The following is an 18,822-nucleotide window of genomic DNA, read 5'->3' on the forward strand; positions in this document are numbered from 1 at the left end:
CAGTTTTCAGGCATCGCGCAGGCGCGAATCCCTTGCCAAGCCCTCCCCTGATCGGCTTTGCTAGAAGAAAGCCGCCTTCTCTACGCCGCATCGAGCGGGCGCGCTGTGACCGGGGCACCAGTAACGCGGCGGATTAATTGCATGGACATCACGTTTCTTCTCAATGGAGAAACCCGGCGCGTTCAGGTCACTGAGCCTACGCAATCGGTGCTGGACTGGCTGCGCAGCGAGGGGCTGACCGGCACCAAGGAAGGCTGCAACGAGGGCGATTGCGGGGCCTGTTCGGTGATCGTGACAGACGAATCCGGCGCGCGTCCGCTCAATGCCTGCCTGATGATGATGCCCCATCTGCACGGCCGCGCCCTGCGCACCGTCGAAGGGCTGGCGGGCCCCGATGGCACGCTGCACCCGGTGCAACAGGCGATGATCGACCATCACGGTTCGCAATGCGGGTTTTGCACACCGGGCTTCGTGGTTTCGATGGCGAGCGCGCATCTGAATGGGCAAACCGATCACGACGATCTGCTGGCGGGCAACCTGTGCCGCTGCACCGGCTACGCCCCAATCATCCGCGCCGCCAAGGCCGCGCAAGATGACCCCGTTCCTGACTGGATGCTCGATCACCCGGTGGATCTGACCGCGGCCGTGTTGGGCGATGAGGGCAGCCCCACCGCCTTTATGCCGCGCCATTCCGATGAGCTTGCCACATGGTATCTGGACCATCCCGATGCCACGCTGATTGCGGGCGCCACCGATGTCGGGCTTTGGGTGACCAAACAGTTGCGCCGCTTGGATCAGGTCGCGTTTCTTGGCCATTGTCATGATCTGCAAACCATCGAAGAAACCGCCGACAGTTTCGTCATCGGCGCGGGCGTGAGCATTGCCGCACTGCGCAAGGCCATGGCGCAGGCCCATCCCAGCTTCGCCGAACTGTTGCGCCGCTTTGCGAGCGAACAGGTGCGTCAGGCCGCCACGATCGGGGGCAATATCGCCAATGGCTCGCCGATTGGCGACAGCGCGCCTGCGTTGATTGCGCTGGGGGCCACCATGACCCTGCGCCGGGGCGATCTGCGCCGCACGATCGCGCTAGAGGATTTCTTCCTTGAGTATGGCAAGCAAGACCGCGCCCCCGGCGAGTTCGTGCAAAACATCACCGTGCCGAAATCCGCCCCCGGTCTGGCCTGCTACAAACTGTCAAAAAGGTTCGATCAAGACATTTCTGCCGTGTGCGGATGCCTGAATTTGACCGAAGAAAGTGGAAAAATTGCAAGTGCGCGCATCGCCTTTGGCGGCATGGCAGGCATTCCGAAACGCGCCAGCGCGCTGGAAGCGGCGCTGATCGGGCAGCCTTTCAGCGAGGCCGCACTCAACGCGGCCCTGCCCGCTTTGGAAGATGATTTCACGCCAATGTCGGACATGCGCGCCTCCAGCGCCTACCGGATGCAGGCCGCCAAGGCGATGGTGCTGCGCTACGGCCGCGAAGACAGTGGCCAAGTCTCGATCCTTGAGGTGCTGCCATGAGCATCGGCACCACCCAACCCCATGATTCTGCGCACCTTCACGTCACCGGCGCGGCGCGCTATGTCGATGATATCCCGGTGCCCGCAGGCACCTTGCATCTGGCGTTTGGGCTGTCCGAACAGCCCCATGCCGAGATCATCGCGCTTGATCTTACGGCGGTGCGCGCGGCACCCGGCGTGGTCGCGGTCATGACCGCCGCCGACATGCCTTTTGCCAATAACGCCTCGCCCGCGCCAGACCCGGAACCGGTGCTGGCCGAAGGCGAGGTGCTTTATGTCGGCCAGCCGATTTTTCTGGTCGCTGCCACCAGCCACCTTGCAGCGCGCAAGGCCGCGCGCTTGGCCAAGATAACCTATGCGCCGCGCCCGGCAATTCTGACGATTGAACAGGCGCTCGCCGCCAACAGCCATTTCGAGGGCGGCCCGGTTACTTGGGCACGCGGCGATGTCACTGCGGGCTTTGCGCAAGCCGCGCATATCGTCGAGGGCAGTCTGGATATTGGCGGGCAAGAGCATTTCTACCTTGAAGGCCAAGCCGCCCTCGCCCTGCCCGACGACCAGGGCATGGTGATCCGCTGCTCGTCACAACACCCGACCGAGATCCAACATAAGGTCGCGGATGCCTTGGGCTGCGCGATGCATGATGTCCGCGTCGAGATGCGCCGGATGGGCGGTGGCTTTGGCGGCAAGGAAAGCCAAGGCACCCCCCTTGCGATCGCTTGCGCAGTGATGGCGCGCGCCACGGGGCGGGCGTGCAAGATGCGCTATGACCGCGACGACGACATGATGATCACCGGCAAACGTCATGATTTCACAGTGAAATACCGAATTGGCGCGGATCAGGATGGCAAAATTGTCGCCGCCGAGTTCACCCATCTCGCGCGCTGCGGTTGGTCGCCAGATCTCAGCTTGCCGGTTTGCGACCGCGCGATGCTGCATGCGGACAGTTCGTATTTCCTACCCAATATCAGCATCGAAAGTCACCGTTTGCGCACCAATACGCAATCCGCGACAGCGTTTCGTGGCTTTGGCGGGCCGCAAGGGATGCTGGCCACCGAGGCCGCGATAGATCACCTCGCCCATGTCATGGGGCTGGACCCGACTGAGCTGCGCCAGCGCAATTATTATGCGGCAGCGCTGGGGGCTGCCTGCCCCCAGACCCCCGGGGATATTTCGATCAAGAGGAAGGTGCAGACCACCCATTACGGCCAGCCGGTGGAGGATTTCATCCTGCATGAGCTGACCGACAAGTTGCAGAAATCCGCAGATTTTGTGGCGCGTAAGGCCGCTGTGACGGCCTGGAATAGCACAAACACGACATTGAAGAAGGGTATCGCGCTGAGCCCGGTGAAGTTCGGAATTTCGTTCACGCTGACCCATCTCAATCAGGCGGGAGCGCTGGTGCATGTCTATGCAGACGGCTCAATTCAGCTCAGCCATGGCGGGACCGAGATGGGTCAGGGTCTGCATCGCAAAGTCTGTCAGGTGGCCGCGCAGGTCTTTGGGGTCGATGATGGATCGGTTCGCATCACCGCCACCGCAACCGATAAAGTGCCTAACACCTCGGCCACTGCGGCCTCGTCTGGGGCGGATCTGAACGGCATGGCGGTGAAGGCGGCCTGCGAGACGATCAGGGGCCGGATTGCTGCGTTCATGGCCGCGCAAGAGGGCTGCCCTGTCGATTCGGTGCGCTTCGAGGGCGGTCAGGTGATTGCGGGCGACAGCACACGCCCGTTCGCGGCAGTGGTCAAACAGGCCTATGAAGCGCGCGTTTCGCTTTCCTCCACCGGGTTTTACGCAACCCCCGAAATCAGCTGGGACCGGATCAAGGGCCAAGGCCGTCCGTTCTTTTACTTCGCCTATGGCGCGGCTGTGAGCGAGGTGGTGATCGACACGCAGACAGGGGAAAATCGCATTTTGCGCACCGATATATTGCATGATGCCGGGGCCTCGATGAATCCCGGCCTTGATATCGGACAAATCGAGGGTGGCTATGTGCAAGGCGCGGGCTGGCTGACGACCGAAGAGCTTGTTTGGGATGACGCGGGGCGCTTGCGCACTCACGCGCCCTCGACCTACAAAATCCCGGCCTGTTCGGATCGGCCCCAGATTTTCAATGTCGCGCTTTGGGATGAGCCCAACCGCGTCGAGACGATTTATCGGTCTAAGGCGACGGGGGAGCCGCCTTTTATGCTGGCGATTTCGGCCTATCTGGCATTGTCAGACGCCTGTCAGGCCTGCGGTCCGCACTGGCCCGATCTGCAAACGCCCGCAACCGCAGAGGCGGTTCTGGCTGCCGTGAACCGAGCGCGAGGCACGCCATGAGCGGCTGGATCAGCGTTACGATTTGCAGGACCAAAGGCTCGACTCCGCGCGAGGCGGGCGCGCATATGCGGGTCTGGCCCGACCGAATTGAGGGCACGATCGGCGGTGGCGCGCTGGAATGGGAGGCGATCTTGCACGCCCGCCAGATGCTAGTAACGGGACATGCGCAAACGCGGCGCAGCTTTGCGCTGGGGCCCGAATTGGGGCAATGCTGCGGGGGGGCTGTGAGCGTTGATTTCATCGCCGATGCGCCCGTCCCTGCGCCCAGCGACGGGCAGCTATGGATCTGGGGGGGCGGCCATGTGGGGCGCGCGATTGCCGCCGTAATGGCCCCGTTTGAGCAGCACCAGATCACGTTGATCGACATCAGCGCCGAAAAGCTGCCCGATCCAATGCCTGCGCGCGTGTCCCCGTTGGTCGCTGCAGACCCGGTGCGCGTCGTGGCCCATGCGCCAAGCGATGCCGAGCACATCGTCGCCACCCATTCCCACGATCTGGATTTGCGCCTGTGCGATGCGCTGTTGCATCACGGGTTTCGCTCGCTTGGATTGATCGGATCGGCCACCAAAGCCGCCCGGTTCCGCAGCCGACTTGGCGCGCTGAACCACTCAAATGCACAAATTTCGCGCATTGCCTGCCCAATAGGCGATCCAAGTCTTGGCAAGCACCCTCAAGCCATTGCTTTGGGCGTCGCCAGCGCGCTAGTGAGGGACCTGAGCGTGGAGCATGCCGCGCCAAGGGAAAGGGTGCGCGCCGGGTGAGCGAGCTGCTAGAAATCGAGGGCCTGACCAAGGCCTATCCTGGGGTCGTGGCCAATGATGGCGTGGCTTTGCGGGTCCGTCCGGGTGAGGTCCATGCGCTGCTGGGCGAAAACGGCGCGGGCAAATCCACCTTGGTCAAGATGATCTACGGGCTGGTTAAACCCGATAGCGGCACGATGCAGTTTCAAGGCGCGCCCTATGCCCCCGTCGATCCGCGCGCGGCGCGCAGCGCAGGCGTGGCGATGGTGTTCCAGCATTTTTCCTTATTCGAGGCGCTGAGCGTGGCCGAAAACGTCGCGCTTGGCATGGAAACCCCGCCGCCGATGCGCCAATTGGCGGCGAAAATCCGCGAGATTTCGACCGAATATGGGCTGCCGCTGGACCCCGCGCGTCTGGTAGGCGATCTGTCTGCGGGCGAACGCCAGCGCGTCGAGATCGTGCGCTGTTTGCTGCAAGATCCAAAGCTGCTGATTATGGACGAACCCACCAGCGTTTTGACCCCGCAAGAGGTTGATATCCTGTTCAAAACCTTGCGCAAACTCTCGGCTGAGGGCACCGCGATTCTGTATATCTCGCACAAGCTCGAAGAGATCCGCGCGCTGTGCGAGGCGGCTACGATCTTGCGCGGCGGCAAGGTCGTGGATCACTGCAATCCACGCGAAAAGAGCGCCCGCGAGCTGGCCGAGCTGATGGTCGGCGCGGAGTTGAAAGTAACCGACCGCTCCACGCGCAAACCCGGCGATGTCGTGTTGAAAGTCACCAATCTTTCCCTTCCCCCGATGTCACAATTCGGCCCCGCACTGAAAGAAATCGGCTTTGAATTGCGCGCGGGCGAAGTGCTGGGCATCGGTGGTGTGGCAGGCAATGGGCAAGAAGAATTGCTGGCCACGCTGTCGGGTGAACGCCCCTCGAAACATGGTACAGTGCAGCTGCTGGGCGCAGACATTTCGGCGCTCGGGCCCAACGCGCGCCGTGGCATGGGGCTGCTCGCGGCGCCCGAAGAACGGCTTGGCCATGCCGCCGTGCCCGCGATGAGCCTGACCGAAAACGCGATTCTGACGGGCACGACGCGCAAGAAACTGACGCAGAATGGATTTGTCGATCAGGGGGCGGCGCGCGCTTTTGCGCAAGATGTGATCACCGCCTTTGATGTGCGCACACCGGGCCCGCATGTGGCTGCGCGCGCGCTGTCGGGGGGCAATTTGCAGAAATTTGTGATCGGCCGCGAGGTCTTGCAAGCGCCCGAGGTTTTGGTAGTCAATCAGCCCACATGGGGCGTCGATGCGGCAGCCGCGGCGGCGATCCGCCAGGCCTTGCTGGATCTGGCGGCGCAAGGGGCGGCGGTGATTGCGATCAGCCAAGACCTTGATGAATTGATGGAAATCGCTGATCGTTTTGCCGCGCTCAACGAAGGGCGGCTCAGCGCGCCGCGCCCAACCAAAGGGCTGAGTATCGAAGAGATCGGGCTGATGCTGGGCGGCGCGCATGGCATGCAGGAGGCGCAGATATGATCACCCTGATCCGCCGCCCGAACCCCGCAAAGTTCTGGACCTATGCCACGCCGATCGTCGCCGTTATCGCAACAATGATTGCGGGCGGATTGCTGTTTGCACTTCTGGGAAAGCCACCGATTGAGGCGATCCGCGTGATCTTTTGGGATCCGCTTTTCGGCGCGAATGCGGGCTATTTCCGCGGCCAGCTTTTGGTCAAGGCCGGCCCCCTGATCCTGATCGCAAGCGGCTTGGCCGTGGGCTTTCGTGCCGGCATCTGGAATATCGGCGCTGAGGGACAATACATCATGGGGGCGCTGGCCTCGGCTTGGTTGGCGCTGCATGTCTATCCCGCTGAAAGTCATTGGCTTTTCCCTGCCATGATCGTGCTCGGCGCGCTTGGCGGTTTGCTTTGGGCGATGATCCCGGCACTGCTGAAAGTGTGGTTCGGCACCTCGGAAATTCTGGTGTCGCTCATGCTGGTTTATGTGGCGGAAAACCTGCTGGCTTACATGGCCTTCGGACCACTCAAGAACCCCGAGGGCTATGGCTTTCCCGGCTCGCGCAACCTGCAAAGCTACCCTTCGGCCCATAACACCGATCTGATCGCAGGCACGGGGCTGCATTGGGGGGTGGTCACGGCCTTTATTGCCGTTATCGCAACCTATATCCTGATGCACCGCCACATCATGGGCTTTCGCATACGCGTTGCAGGCGAAGCGCCGCGCGCCGCCCGGTTTGCCGGTGTCATCCCGGCGCGTCTGGTGGTGTTTTGCCTTGGGCTGGCAGGCGCTTTCGCTGGGCTTGCCGGGATGTTTGAGGTCTCGGGCCCCTCGGGGCAAATCACCGACAGTTTCAATGTGGGCTACGGCTTTACCGCGATTATCGTCGCGTTTCTGGGCCGCCTGCACCCGATCGGCATCTTGCTGGCAGGCTTGCTGATGGCGCTGACCTATATCGGGGGTGACATGGCGCAGCTGACACTGGGGCTGCCCTCGGCGGCAATCCAGGTGTTTCAGGGGATGTTGCTGTTTTTCTTGCTGGGGTTTGACGTGCTCACCAACTTCCGCATCCGTCTGGGCCGGAAGGCGGTGGCATGAAGAAACTCCCCTCTTTGCATATTCCCGTTCTCGCGCTGGCAGGTCTGCTGGCGGGGTTGGGACTGTGGTATGCCTTGGCGCTGATGAATGCGCTTTGGGTGCTGGTCGTGGTCGGGATCGTGCTGATCCTCGTTCTCGAAGCCATGGCGCGGGTGACGCAGGCGCTGATGGCGCGCGTCGGAGCACGTGGTGAGGGGCCAAGCCCGCACATGCCCCATCTGCGGGGCCGCGAGCGCTATGTCGCAGTCGCGGGGCTGGTCGTGGGGCTTGTCTGCGGCTACGCCTTCTGGGGACCGGTGCTGATCTGGGGACAAGGGGGCGGCGCATGACGATCGGCGGGATTGATATCATTGGCCTGACGGCGATGCTGATGGGGGCCTCGACGCCGGTCTTGCTGGCCGCGACGGGCGAGTTGGTGGCCGAGAAGTCGGGCGTTCTCAACCTTGGGGTCGAGGGCATGATGATTATGGGCGCGGTCGCAGGCTTTGCGGCGGCTGTGGCCACGGGCAACCCGGTTCTGGGCTTTGTCGCGGGCGCGCTGGCCGGGGCGTTGATGGCTCTGCTGTTCGCGTTCCTCACGCAGATTTTCTTGTCAAATCAGGTTGCTACGGGGTTGGCGCTGACCTTGTTCGGGCTGGGCCTCAGTGCGCTGATTGGCAAGGGCTATGAGGGCGTGCGCCCGCCCCCCACCGCCAAGCTGGATTTCGGACCACTCGCGGATATTCCGGTGATCGGGCCGATTTTGTTTTCCCATGACTGGATCGTGTATCTTTCGCTGCTGCTTGTCGCGGTGGTCTGGTTCGTGCTGCGCTACACCCGCGCCGGGTTGATCCTGCGCGCGGTCGGCGAAAGCCATGACGCGGCCCATGCGCTGGGCTATCGCGTGGTCGCCGTGCGCTTTGCCGCGCTGGGGTTTGGTGGGGCGCTGGCCGGTCTGGGGGGCGCGTATCTCAGCCTCGTGCGGGTGCCACAATGGACCGAGGGCATGACCGCAGGTGCGGGTTGGATCGCGCTGGCAATCGTCGTGTTTGCCAGCTGGCGCCCGTGGCGGGTGCTGCTGGGGGCCTATATGTTTGGCGGCATCACCGCGTTGCAATTGCAACTGCAAGCGGCGGGCTATGCCATTCCCGTTCATATCCTGTCGATGGCGCCTTATGTGATCACCATCATCGTTTTGGTGATCTTGTCCGCCCTTCACCGCCATGGCGTGCAGGCCGCCCCTGCCAGCCTTGGCAAATCCTTCCACGCCTCAAGCTGAGGCATTTATCCACAGGGCTCATGAGAGGCCCGCAACCAACCTGGAGTAGCTTGATGAACCGCAGATCATTCCTGAAAACCACTGCCGCGACCACCCTGGTCGCCGGTGTCGGCCTGCCCGCATTCGCCGCCGACGAACCGCTGAAAATCGGCTTTATCTATGTCGGCCCGGTGGGCGATATGGGTTGGTCCTATCAGCACGATCAAGGCCGCAAGGCGATTGAGGAAAAATACGGCGACAAGGTGAAAACCTCGTTCATCGAGAACGTCCCCGAAGGCCCCGATGCCGAGCGCGCTCTGACCCAACTGGCGCTGGCGGGCAACAAGCTGATCTTTGCGACCTCGTTTGGCTTCATGGATGCCACCGTCAACGTCGCCAAGAAATTCCCCGATGTGAAATTTGAACACGCCACCGGTTATAAGCGTGCCGATAACCTCGCGACCTATGACGCGAAATTCTATCAGGGCCGCGCGATTCAGGGCACCATCGGCGGGCGCATGACCAAGACCAACAAGATCGGCTATATCGGTTCCTTCCCGATCCCCGAGGTCTATCAGGGCATCAACGCCGCCTATCTCGCCGCGAAAAAGGTCAACCCCGATGTCGAGATGAAAGTCGTCTGGGCTTACACTTGGTTCGACCCCGCAAAAGAGGCCGATGCCGCCGCCGCCCTGATCGCCGATGGCGTGGACGTGCTGCTGCAACACACCGATTCCACCGCACCCCAAGCCAAGGCGCAAGAGGCGGGCAACGTGATCACCTTCGGTCAGGCCTCGGATATGTCGAGCTTCGCCCCCAAGCCGCGCGTCTCTTCGACGATCGACAACTGGGCCCCCTATTACATCAAGCGCGCAGGCGAGATGATGGATGGCAGCTGGAAATCCGAAGCCACCTGGGGCGGGATCGACACCGGCATGGTCGAGATCGGCGAAATTTCCGACGCGGTTCCCGCCGAGGTGAAGGCCGAAGCGCTCAAGCTGAAAGACGATATCGCCTCGGGCGCGGTGCATCCCTTTGCAGGCCCGTTGAACAAGCAAGACGGCAGCGTCTTCTTGGCTGATGGCGAAATGGCCACCGACGAGCAACTGCAATCCATGACCTTCTACGTCGAAGGCATCACCGCAGAAGCTCCCAAGTAAGGCAAACTTACTCACACAATTACGAAAGGCCGGCCTATGCGCCGGCCTTTTTCCGTCAATTCCCCGTAGGAAGCGCGATCACATTCTCGTCAGACTTGTCGCTAAGCCAGTTTGCGCGCAATGATGGGTTGACCGGCGCGCCTGACACATTCAAGAATATGAATTCAACGGATGGTCAAGCACGAAACTGACATTCGGGTAACGGGAGGGACTAACAGTATGGCACATATCGTGGTACTTGGCGCTGGCCTTGGCGGCGCTATCATGGCTTACGAGCTGCGCGATCAAGTTCGCAAAGAAGACGAAATCACCGTCATCACCAAAGAGGCGAAATACCACTTTGTGCCATCCAACCCTTGGGTTGCTGTTGGCTGGCGTGACCGCAAGGACATTACGGTCGATCTTGCGCCGACGATGAAGCGCAAGAATATCAACTTCATCCCGGTTGGCGCCAAGCGCGTGCATCCCGATGACAACAAGGTCGAGCTCGATGACGGGCGCGAGATCAGCTACGATTATATCGTGCTGGCGACCGGCCCCGAGCTGGCCTTTGACGAGATCGAGGGCCTTGGCCCCGAGGGCTTTACCCATTCAGTTTGCCATATCGATCACGCCGAAGCGGCGAAGCTCGACTTTGATAAATTCTGCAAAAACCCCGGCCCGATCATCGTGGGCGCGGTGCAGGGTGCCTCGTGCTTTGGCCCGGCCTATGAGTTCTGCTTCATTCTGGATACCGCGCTGCGCCGCGCCAAGATCCGCGATCAGGTGCCGATCACCTTCGTAACCTCGGAACCCTATGTCGGCCACCTTGGCCTTGATGGCGTGGGCGACACCAAGGGTCTGCTGGAATCCGAGATGCGCAACAAGCACATCAAATGGATGACCTCGAGCCGCGTGAAAAAGGTCGAAGATGGCACGATGCATGTCGAAGAGATCGCCGATGACGGGTCGATCAAGGCAACCCATGAGATGCCGTTCAAATACTCGATGATGTTGCCGCCCTTCCGTGGCATTCCCGCGGTCATGGGCCTTGAGGGCCTTGTGAACCCGCGCGGCTTCGTCATCGTGGACAAGCATCAGCGCAACCCGAAATACCAAAACGTGTTCGGAATCGGCGTGGGCATCGCGATTCCGCCGATGGGCCCGACCCCGGTGCCCTGTGGCGTGCCAAAGACCGGTTTCATGATCGAATCGATGGTCACCGCGACAGCCCATAACCTGGGCAATATCGTACGCGGCAAGGAACCGGACGAAACCGGCACCTGGAACGCAATCTGTCTTGCTGACTTTGGCGATAGCGGGATCGCCTTTGTTGCCCAGCCGCAATTGCCGCCGCGCAATGTGAACTGGTCGAGCCAGGGCAAATGGGTTCACCTCGCCAAGATCGGCTTTGAGAAATACTTCATGCGCAAACTGCGCAAAGGCACGTCCGAGCCGTTCTATGAAAAATTCGGGATGAAGATTTTGGGCATCGACAAGCTCAAGGCCGTCAAAAAGACCGACGCCTAAGCGCGCCACATCCAATCAACGAAAGGCGGGCCTCGGTCCGCCTTTTTTCATGCGCGGCCCACAAAGATCGCCACGAATGCAGAAAAACGACGCAAGCGCCGTTTTGTCTGATCCGCAAAGAGGGGATAAGTGGTGGCGAGGGGGGGACTTGAACCCCCGACCCCACGATTATGAGTCGTGTGCTCTAACCAGCTGAGCTACCTAGCCACTGCGTGCGCTAACTAGGCAAACCCGCCCCCCCCGTCAAGGGCGTTTTGCACGAAAACGACCTCCCCCGCTGCGTCAGATTGGCGATTGGCGAATGCGCGGCCAGCCGCTAGGCATAAGGAGACAAGGAGATATCATGCACCCCACCGCCCCGCTGCCCCTGACCCGTGACCTCGTTCTGATCGGGGGTGGGCATGCCCATGCGCTGGTCTTGCGGATGTGGGGGATGAACCCGCTGCCCGGTGTGCGCCTGACCGTGATCAACCCGATGCCCTCTGCGGCCTATTCGGGCATGTTGCCGGGCCATATCGCGGGCCACTATGCGCGCGATGAATTGCAACTCGATCTGGTCAAGCTGGCGCGTCATGCGGGGGCGCGGCTGGTGCTGGGGTTCGCCAGCGCGATTGATCGCGACACGCAGCTGATCACCGTGCCGGGGCGCGCGCCGATTGCCTATGACGTGGCCTCAATCGATATCGGGATCACCGCCGAGATGCCAAATCTCCCCGGTTTTTCTCAGCACGTCACCCCGGCCAAGCCGCTGGACGCCTTCGCCGATGCCTGGGCCGCGTTCCTCGCGACGGCCCCCGCATCCCCGCGCATTGCGGTGGTGGGTGGCGGCGTGGCCGGGGTGGAACTTGCGATGGCCTGCGCGCATCGCCTGTCCGCCGCTAAGGTCCGCGTCTATGAGGCTGGCCCTGCGCCCCTGCGCGCGCTGGGGTCTGGGGCACGGGCGCGCATGCTGGCCCATTGTGCGCGCCTTGGCGTAAGCATCGAAACCGATGCCGCGCTAGAAGGTGCGCGCGCGGGCGAGGTCTTGCTGGCAAACGGGCGCAGCGCCAAGGCCGATTTCATCATCGGCACGGGGGCGACGAAACCCGCCGATTGGCTATCTACGACCGGGCTTGATCTGCAAGACGGGTTCATCACCGTCACCCCGACGCTGCAAAGCTCGGACCCTTTGATCTTCGCCACCGGAGATATCGCCCATCTGGCCTATGCGCCGCGCCCCAAGGCAGGCGTCTACGCCGTGCGTCAGGCCAAGCCGCTGTTTCACAACCTGCGCGCCGCGCTGTCGGGCGGGACGATGCGCGACTATCACCCGCAGCGCGATTACCTCAAGCTGATCTCGACCGGCGGCAAAGGGGCCGTGGCCGACAAATGGGGCCTGCCGCTGGATGGCAAATGGCTTTGGCGCTGGAAGGATCGCATTGATCGCAAATTCATGGACAAAGTTCACGACTTGCCCGCTATGCCCCCGCCTGCGCTGCCCACCGCGCGAGCGCTTGGAATTGAGGAGGTGCTGGGCGACAAGCCGCTTTGTGGTGGCTGCGGCGCGAAGCTGGGCGGGGCCGCACTGCGCTTGGCGCTGGCGGGGCTGCCAGCGCCCTCGCGCGCAGATGTGCTATCTGGACCGGGCGATGATGCCGCCCTTCTGGCGCATAGCGCAGGGGCGCAGGTCTTTACCACCGATCACGTGCGCGCCTTTACCGAAGACCCGTGGCTGCTGGGCCGCATCGTCGCGCTGCACGCGATGAGCGACGCTTGGGCGATGGGGGCCGCGCCGCAAGCCGCGCTCGCGCAAGTCACCCTGCCCCGCCAATCCGAGGACATGGGCGCGCGCGCCTTGGCAGAAATGCTGGGTGCCGCCGCGCAGGCCTTTGCCGAGGCGGGCGCCGATCTCGTGGGCGGGCACACTTCGATGGGGGCAGAATTGACGCTGGGCTTTTCCGTGACCGGGCTCTGCGCACAGCCCATCGGGCAGGATCGCGCGCAAGTGGGCGATCGTCTGATCCTGACAAAACCCATCGGCACTGGCGTCATTCTGGCCGCTGAAATGGCCAAGGCGGCTCCGGGCGAAGTCGTTGCGCGCGCGCTGCAGTCAATGGCGACCAGCTCCGCCAAGGCCAGCGCGATCCTTGCCCCGGTGACCCGCGCGATGACCGATGTGACCGGGTTTGGCCTCGCGGGCCATCTGCTGGGCCTGTGCAAAGCCTCCAATCTGTCCGCCGCAATCAATCTGGACGCGGTACCACTGCTGAAGGGGGCCTTGGCACTGTCCGAGGACGGCCAGCACTCCACCCTTCTGGCGCATAACATCGCCAATTGCGCAGGCCATATCACCGCCCCACCGGGGCCGAAAACCGAACTGCTGTATGATCCGCAAACCTCGGGCGGGCTGCTGGCCGCCGTGCCTGCCGATCAGGCCGGGGCGGTGCTGGAGGCACTGCAAGCCGCCGGATACGCCGCCGCCGATATTGGCGAGATCACCCCCGGCCCGGCCATGCTGCGCGTCAGCTAAGCGCGGCTGCGATGACCTGCGCCGCCAGCGCCGGGATCGCTTCCGCCGCCAAGCTGGGCGCGTGCACGACCTGCTCGTCAAAGCTCTGCCGCGCGCGGTGTTTTTCATAGCGCGGATCGTAATGATCGGCCATCAACGCGCCCGCGAGCGCGGCAAATTCCCCCGCTGCTGCCTGCGCCTGCCAGCGTTCAATCCGCTCGGCGGGTTGAAACGGGCGCAGCTTGTCGATCACGGCGCTCAGGCGCGCGGTATCGGCGATGATGTCGCCATAGGCACGAGCCAGATACCCAGCGCGCTCGGCCAGCGGAGCGGTAATGCGGATACGCGGCGCGCTGCAAATCGCCGCCCATATCCCCTTGGGCAGCTGCAGATCGCCAATCTTGGAACTTTCGGCCTCGAGCAGCACCACCCGTCCCGGATCAAGGGCCCCAATCGCGCGTGCCAGACGCGATTCGAAATCCTTTTGGCTGCTTTGCCCACCCTCGCGCGCGCCAAACAACGAGCCGCGATGATTGGCCAACCCCTCAAGGTCGATCATCTGCGCCCCCTGCGCCGCCGCCGATTTCAGAATATCGGTCTTGGCCGAGCCGGTATTGCCATCAAGCACCACGACCGGGCACGGCATCGGCGCGGCGCAAGCCTCGACCACCAGCCGCCGCCACGTCTTGTAACCACCCTCAACCAACTCGGCGCGCCAGCCCACCTGCCGCAAAATCGTTGTGAACGAGCCCGAACGCTGCCCACCCCGCCAGCAATAGACCAGCGGTCGCCAGCCACCGTCCTTATCCGCTAAGGCGTCGCGCAAATGACGCGCAGCATTTTCCGCCACCAGCGCCGCGCCAATCTTGCGCGCATCAAAGGACGAGACCTGCTTGTAGATCGTGCCCACACGGGCGCGCTGATCATCGTCCAGCACTGGCAGGTTGATCGCGCCGGGGATGTGATCCTCGGCGAATTCTGACGGGCTGCGCACGTCGATGATCGTGTCAAAATCCAGATCACCGACCTGCGCGACAGAGGTGAGTTGCATCAGTAAACGGTCACCGGCGTACCAACTGGAACGGTATCGAACAGCGCGATCACGTGATCATTCACCATCCGGATGCAGCCATTGGACACTGCATGCCCGATCGAGCTGGGCGACGTGGTGCCATGGATGCGGATCGCCGTGTCATGGCCGTTCTGATAGAGATACATCGCGCGCGCGCCCAACGGGTTTTGCGGTCCGCCCGGCATCCCATCGGCATATCTCGCGTAATTCTCGGGGCTGCGCTCAAGCATTTCAGGGGTGGGCTTCCAGCTTGGCCATTCGACCTTGCGCGCCACCACGGCCTGCCCGCGAAACTTCAGCTCGGCCTTGCCTACGGCCACGCCATAGCGCATCGCCACGCCCGGCGCGATGATGTGATACAGGAAGAACTTGTCCGATACGATGATGATCGAACCGACCGCCAGATCGGGCTTCACCCGCACTTGAGTGGGGTAATATTGCGAGCCAATCGGCCATGTCTTTACCGTCTCGGCCTCGACTTTGGGGGCCTGCGCAAAGGCAGGCAGGCCAGCAATAGACATCGCGGCAAGCGAAAGAACAAAGGCGCGGCGATCCATTGGCAACTCCTGAAACTCCGTAAACGCATATCGTTTACGGCAAAAACCTTAAGGCGAGGCTAGCAAAGCCGCCCCGCCCTCTCAAGTTCTTGCAAGCATTCCGGGCAGATAAGGGCCGCAGCGTGGCCAATCCGCCTTACTTTTGGAACGCGCAGCCCGATTTCACGCCGAACTTGCCAAAAATAAAAGCCGCCGGACAAAATCCGGTAAAGGCCGATTGCAACAGGTTCGCGCCGATAAAGGCGGTGAACCACAGCCAATAGATCGACACAAACGCGCTCAGCAGAACGGAAATCAGGATCATGACGCCAGCAAAGGCGAAGATGGTACGGTCGAGGTTCATCGGAAGGCTCCACATAGGGGGAATACTGTTAGGGAGAAGATAGCACCTCTTCACAACAAATTCAATAGTTCGAATGTATAACGCGGCGCTTGACCGCACCCTAGGCCCGCATCACATGAGGCGCAGGAGCGAACACCATGACCAAGACCAGTTTTACCATCGACGCGATGCATTGCGGGGCCTGCACGGGGCGGGTCGAGCGCGTGCTGATGGGCGTGCCCGGCGTACAGCAAGCCAGCGCCAATCTGATGGCGCGCACCGCCAGCGTCGAGTTCGACGCCCCCGCGACACCCGCCAATCTGGTCGCAGCACTTGATGCGGCGGGCTATCCGGCAACGATGGGAACCGCCCGGCTCGACATCGAGGGGATGACCTGCGCCAGTTGCACCGGGCGGGTGGAACGCGCCCTGAATGCGCTGCCCGGTGTCACGACGGCCACGGTCAATCTCGCCACCCAAAGCGCACAGGTCGACTATGTCGAGGGCACGCTTGCCCCCCGCGATCTGGCCGAGGCGGTCACTGCCGCGGGCTACCCTGCACGCGTGAAAGACCAAGGCGACACCCCGGCCCCGGTCGCACAACGTCAAGCCGCCGAGGCAAGCCACCTCAAACGCCAATTCCTGATCGCGCTGGCGCTCAGCCTGCCGGTCTTTGCACTGGCGATGGGCGCGCATCTGATCCCCGGCCTCCATCACCTGATCGCCGCCACAATCGGCGAGCGCACAAGCTGGTGGATCCAGATGGGGCTGACGACGCTTGTACTGGCCTTTCCGGGACGCATGTTCCTGCGCATCGGCATCCCCGCGCTGGTGCGTGGCGCGCCCGAAATGAACTCGCTCGTAGCGCTGGGCTCGCTCGCGGCGTTTGTCTTTTCCGCGCTGGTCACAATTGCGCCGGAGTTGATCCCTGCCTCGGCGCGCGGCGTCTATTTTGAGGCGGCCGCCACCATCGTCACCCTGATCTTGCTGGGCCGCTGGCTGGAGGCCCGCGCCAAGGGTCGCGCAGGCGAGGCGATCTCGCGTCTCATCGGATTGCAGCCCAAAACCGCCCGCGTGCAAACGCCAAACGGTGTCGAAGAGCGCCCGATCAGCGCCCTCACCACGGGCGATATCTTGTTGCTTGCACCGGGCGAACGTGTCGCACTGGACGGGGTGATCACCGAAGGCGCGGGTCATATCAATGAGAGCATGCTGACCGGAGAACCCATTCCGCTTAGCAAATCCGAGGGCGACAAGATCACCGGTGGCACGATCAATGGCGAGGCCGCTCTTAGCTATCGCGTGACCGCCACCGGGGGCGATACCGTGCTTGCGCGCATCATCGCGATGGTCGAACAGGCACAGGGCGCGAAGCTGCCTGTGCAGGCGCTGGTGGATCGCGTGACGCGGGTGTTCGTGCCCGCCGTGATGGTGCTGTCGCTCTCCACTTTCGCGATCTGGTTATTGGCGGGAATGGGCTTTACCCATGCCTTTGTCGCCGCGATTTCGGTGATGATTATCGCCTGCCCCTGCGCAATGGGGCTGGCCACGCCGGTTTCGATTTTGGTGGGCACGGGACGGGGCGCGGAACTGGGCCTGCTGTTTCGGCGCGGCGATGCGCTGCAACGGTTGGCCGAGGTCACGATCATCGGCTTTGACAAAACCGGCACGCTGACCCAAGGCAAGCCCGCGCTCAGCGATTTGCTCCCGCTGGCGGATTTGTCCGAAACCCAGATCCTAGCGCTGGCCGCAGGGGCCGAGGCGCGCTCGGAGCATCCGCTTGCGCGCGCAATTCTGGACGCTGCCGCCGCGCGCGACATTCCCCATGCGCCAGTGAAACGCGTCAAGGCGCTGGCGGGTATGGGGCTGCGCGCGCAGGCCGAAGGCGCGATGTTGTGGCTGGGCAACACACAGGCGATGGCGCAGGCGGGCGCCGACATCGCCCCCTTTGCCGCCCAAGCCGAGGCACTGGCCGCCAAGGGCCGCACACCGGTCTGGATGGCGCTTGATGATAAACCCGTCGCGCTGATGGCGCTGTCCGACCCGATCAAACCCGAGGCTCGCGCCGCCATTGACGCGCTGCACCGCGCAGGCGTGCAGGTCGCGATGGTCACCGGCGATACCCGCGCCACCGCGCAGGCCGTGGCCGATACGCTGGGCATAGATCAGGTCGAGGCCGAGGTTCTCCCCGATGGCAAGCGCGCCGCAATCGACCGCTTGCGCGCCCATGGCCCCGTGGCATTCGTCGGCGACGGGATCAACGACGCCCCCGCGCTGGCAGCCGCCGATGTCGGCCTTGCCATCGGCACCGGCACTGATGTGGCCATCGAGGCGGCTCAGGTCGTGCTGATGGGGGGCGATCCCCAAGGCGTAGCGCGCGCATTGACCCTGTCGCGCGCCGTGATGGCCAATATCAAGCAAAACCTGTTCTGGGCCTTCGCCTATAACGTGGCGCTGATCCCGGTCGCAATGGGCGTGTTGGTGCCCTTTGGCGGACCCGGCCTGTCGCCGATGCTGGCAGCGGGGGCAATGGCCTTTTCGTCCGTCTTTGTAGTCTCCAACGCGCTTCGATTGCGCCGCGCGGCACGCTGATCGGCGATTGCGCGCCGATGCCCCGCAAGCCCCCTTTTCCTTGGCGCGCAGATCGGGTTTTTCTTGTCACCGAATTTGCCGGAGCGCCCGATGCTGTCACGCCGCCTCATCTTGCTGTCTCTGGCCAGCCTTGCTGCCTGCGGAGGCGGCCCACAAACCGCGAACAAAGCCCCAGGCAACCCGCCCCTGCATCACAATGAAACGCCGCAACTGCGCGCGCTGATCAATCGCTATTCCGACCACTACGGGGTGCCGCGCAGCCTGACGCATCGCGTGATCCAACGCGAAAGTCGCTACCGCCCCGAGGCGCGAAACGGCCCCTATTTCGGGCTGATGCAAATCTCGCCGCAAACCGCACGCGGAATGGGATTTCGCGGCACCCCCCATGATTTGCTCGATGCCGATACCAACCTGAAATATGGCGTGAAATACCTGCGCGGGGCTTGGATGGTCGCTGATGGCTCTGAAGAGCGCGCAGTAAAGTGGTATGCGCGGGGCTATTACTATGAGGCCAAGAAACGCGGACTGCTGAAGCAGACGGGATTGCGCTAGGGCAAAGCGCGGCAATTCTGGCACGGGTGGAACGCTCCGCGGGGAGTATTTGATGCTAGATGAAAGACGCAGCACGGCCATTTCATCTAGCATCAAATACTCCCGCCGGAGGCCTCCCGACGCCTGCCAAATCCCCTG

Annotated in this window: 15 protein-coding genes and 1 tRNA gene; 12 read left to right on the top strand and 4 right to left on the bottom strand. The window is 62.8% G+C overall.

What is annotated here, in order from left to right:
• Window positions 1–141: 141 nt before the first annotated feature.
• From xdhA to QZ571_RS03100, 9 genes are all read left to right on the top strand, one after another.
• Entirely contained in the window at window positions 142–1,521 is a 1,380-nt protein-coding gene (gene xdhA / locus QZ571_RS03060) for a xanthine dehydrogenase small subunit (protein ID WP_295531577.1), read from the top strand.
• On the top strand, window positions 1,518–3,845 hold the full coding sequence (gene xdhB / locus QZ571_RS03065) for a xanthine dehydrogenase molybdopterin binding subunit (RefSeq protein ID WP_295531580.1): 2,328 nt from the start codon (window positions 1,518–1,520) through the stop codon (window positions 3,843–3,845). Before xdhA ends, xdhB begins: the two co-directional genes overlap by 4 nt.
• On the top strand, window positions 3,842–4,606 hold the full coding sequence (gene xdhC, locus QZ571_RS03070; RefSeq protein ID WP_295531583.1) for a xanthine dehydrogenase accessory protein XdhC: 765 nt from the start codon (window positions 3,842–3,844) through the stop codon (window positions 4,604–4,606). Before xdhB ends, xdhC begins: the two co-directional genes overlap by 4 nt.
• Entirely contained in the window at window positions 4,603–6,117 is a 1,515-nt protein-coding gene (locus tag QZ571_RS03075) for an ABC transporter ATP-binding protein (protein WP_295531586.1), read from the top strand. The genes xdhC and QZ571_RS03075 overlap by 4 nt, the downstream gene beginning before the upstream one ends.
• Window positions 6,114–7,196 (top strand): ABC transporter permease, encoded by a 1,083-nt coding sequence (locus tag QZ571_RS03080; protein WP_295531589.1) that lies wholly within the window; start codon window positions 6,114–6,116, stop codon window positions 7,194–7,196. The genes QZ571_RS03075 and QZ571_RS03080 overlap by 4 nt, the downstream gene beginning before the upstream one ends.
• Window positions 7,193–7,525, top strand: a complete 333-nt coding sequence (locus QZ571_RS03085; RefSeq protein ID WP_295531594.1) for a hypothetical protein — start codon at window positions 7,193–7,195, stop codon at window positions 7,523–7,525. The genes QZ571_RS03080 and QZ571_RS03085 overlap by 4 nt, the downstream gene beginning before the upstream one ends.
• A complete protein-coding gene (locus QZ571_RS03090; RefSeq protein WP_295531597.1) occupies window positions 7,522–8,454 on the top strand; it encodes an ABC transporter permease in 933 nt (310 codons plus the stop codon). Before QZ571_RS03085 ends, QZ571_RS03090 begins: the two co-directional genes overlap by 4 nt.
• Before the next feature lie 53 nt (window positions 8,455–8,507).
• Window positions 8,508–9,593 carry a BMP family ABC transporter substrate-binding protein gene (locus tag QZ571_RS03095; protein WP_295531600.1) on the top strand — a complete coding sequence of 362 codons (1,086 nt, stop codon included), beginning with the start codon at window positions 8,508–8,510 and terminating at the stop codon, window positions 9,591–9,593.
• Between the two features lie 219 nt (window positions 9,594–9,812).
• Complete coding sequence (locus QZ571_RS03100; RefSeq protein ID WP_295531604.1) at window positions 9,813–11,102, top strand: FAD/NAD(P)-binding oxidoreductase; 1,290 nt, start codon at window positions 9,813–9,815, stop codon at window positions 11,100–11,102.
• Between the two features lie 130 nt (window positions 11,103–11,232).
• Here QZ571_RS03100 and QZ571_RS03105 read toward each other — a convergent pair.
• Window positions 11,233–11,309 (bottom strand) — tRNA-Met (locus QZ571_RS03105).
• 136 nt (window positions 11,310–11,445) lie between these two features.
• On the opposite strand from QZ571_RS03105, the gene selD reads away from it, so the two are divergent.
• Window positions 11,446–13,611 carry a selenide, water dikinase SelD gene (gene selD, locus QZ571_RS03110; RefSeq protein WP_295531607.1) on the top strand — a complete coding sequence of 722 codons (2,166 nt, stop codon included), beginning with the start codon at window positions 11,446–11,448 and terminating at the stop codon, window positions 13,609–13,611.
• Here the strand turns inward: selD and mnmH are convergent.
• The 3 genes from mnmH to QZ571_RS03125 all read right to left on the bottom strand — a co-directional run bounded on the left by mnmH (window position 13,604) and on the right by QZ571_RS03125 (window position 15,562).
• Window positions 13,604–14,641, bottom strand: a complete 1,038-nt coding sequence (gene mnmH, locus QZ571_RS03115) for a tRNA 2-selenouridine(34) synthase MnmH (RefSeq protein WP_295531610.1) — start codon at window positions 14,639–14,641, stop codon at window positions 13,604–13,606. The two genes, selD and mnmH, sit on opposite strands and share 8 nt — an antisense overlap.
• Window positions 14,641–15,219 carry a L,D-transpeptidase gene (locus QZ571_RS03120; RefSeq protein WP_295531613.1) on the bottom strand — a complete coding sequence of 193 codons (579 nt, stop codon included), beginning with the start codon at window positions 15,217–15,219 and terminating at the stop codon, window positions 14,641–14,643. The genes mnmH and QZ571_RS03120 overlap by 1 nt, the downstream gene beginning before the upstream one ends.
• 136 nt (window positions 15,220–15,355) lie before the next feature.
• On the bottom strand, window positions 15,356–15,562 hold the full coding sequence (locus tag QZ571_RS03125; RefSeq protein ID WP_295531616.1) for a DUF2892 domain-containing protein: 207 nt from the start codon (window positions 15,560–15,562) through the stop codon (window positions 15,356–15,358).
• Between the two features lie 137 nt (window positions 15,563–15,699).
• On the opposite strand from QZ571_RS03125, the gene QZ571_RS03130 reads away from it, so the two are divergent.
• Together QZ571_RS03130 and QZ571_RS03135 are read left to right on the top strand one after the other, a co-directional pair.
• Entirely contained in the window at window positions 15,700–18,132 is a 2,433-nt protein-coding gene (locus QZ571_RS03130; RefSeq protein WP_295531619.1) for a heavy metal translocating P-type ATPase, read from the top strand.
• 90 nt (window positions 18,133–18,222) lie between these two features.
• Complete coding sequence (locus tag QZ571_RS03135) at window positions 18,223–18,684, top strand: lytic transglycosylase domain-containing protein (RefSeq protein ID WP_295531622.1); 462 nt, start codon at window positions 18,223–18,225, stop codon at window positions 18,682–18,684.
• The last annotated feature ends 138 nt before the right edge of the window (window positions 18,685–18,822 follow it).

The sequence above is a fragment of the uncultured Thioclava sp. genome, from assembly GCF_913064665.1.
Classification (GTDB): domain Bacteria; phylum Pseudomonadota; class Alphaproteobacteria; order Rhodobacterales; family Rhodobacteraceae; genus Thioclava; species Thioclava arctica.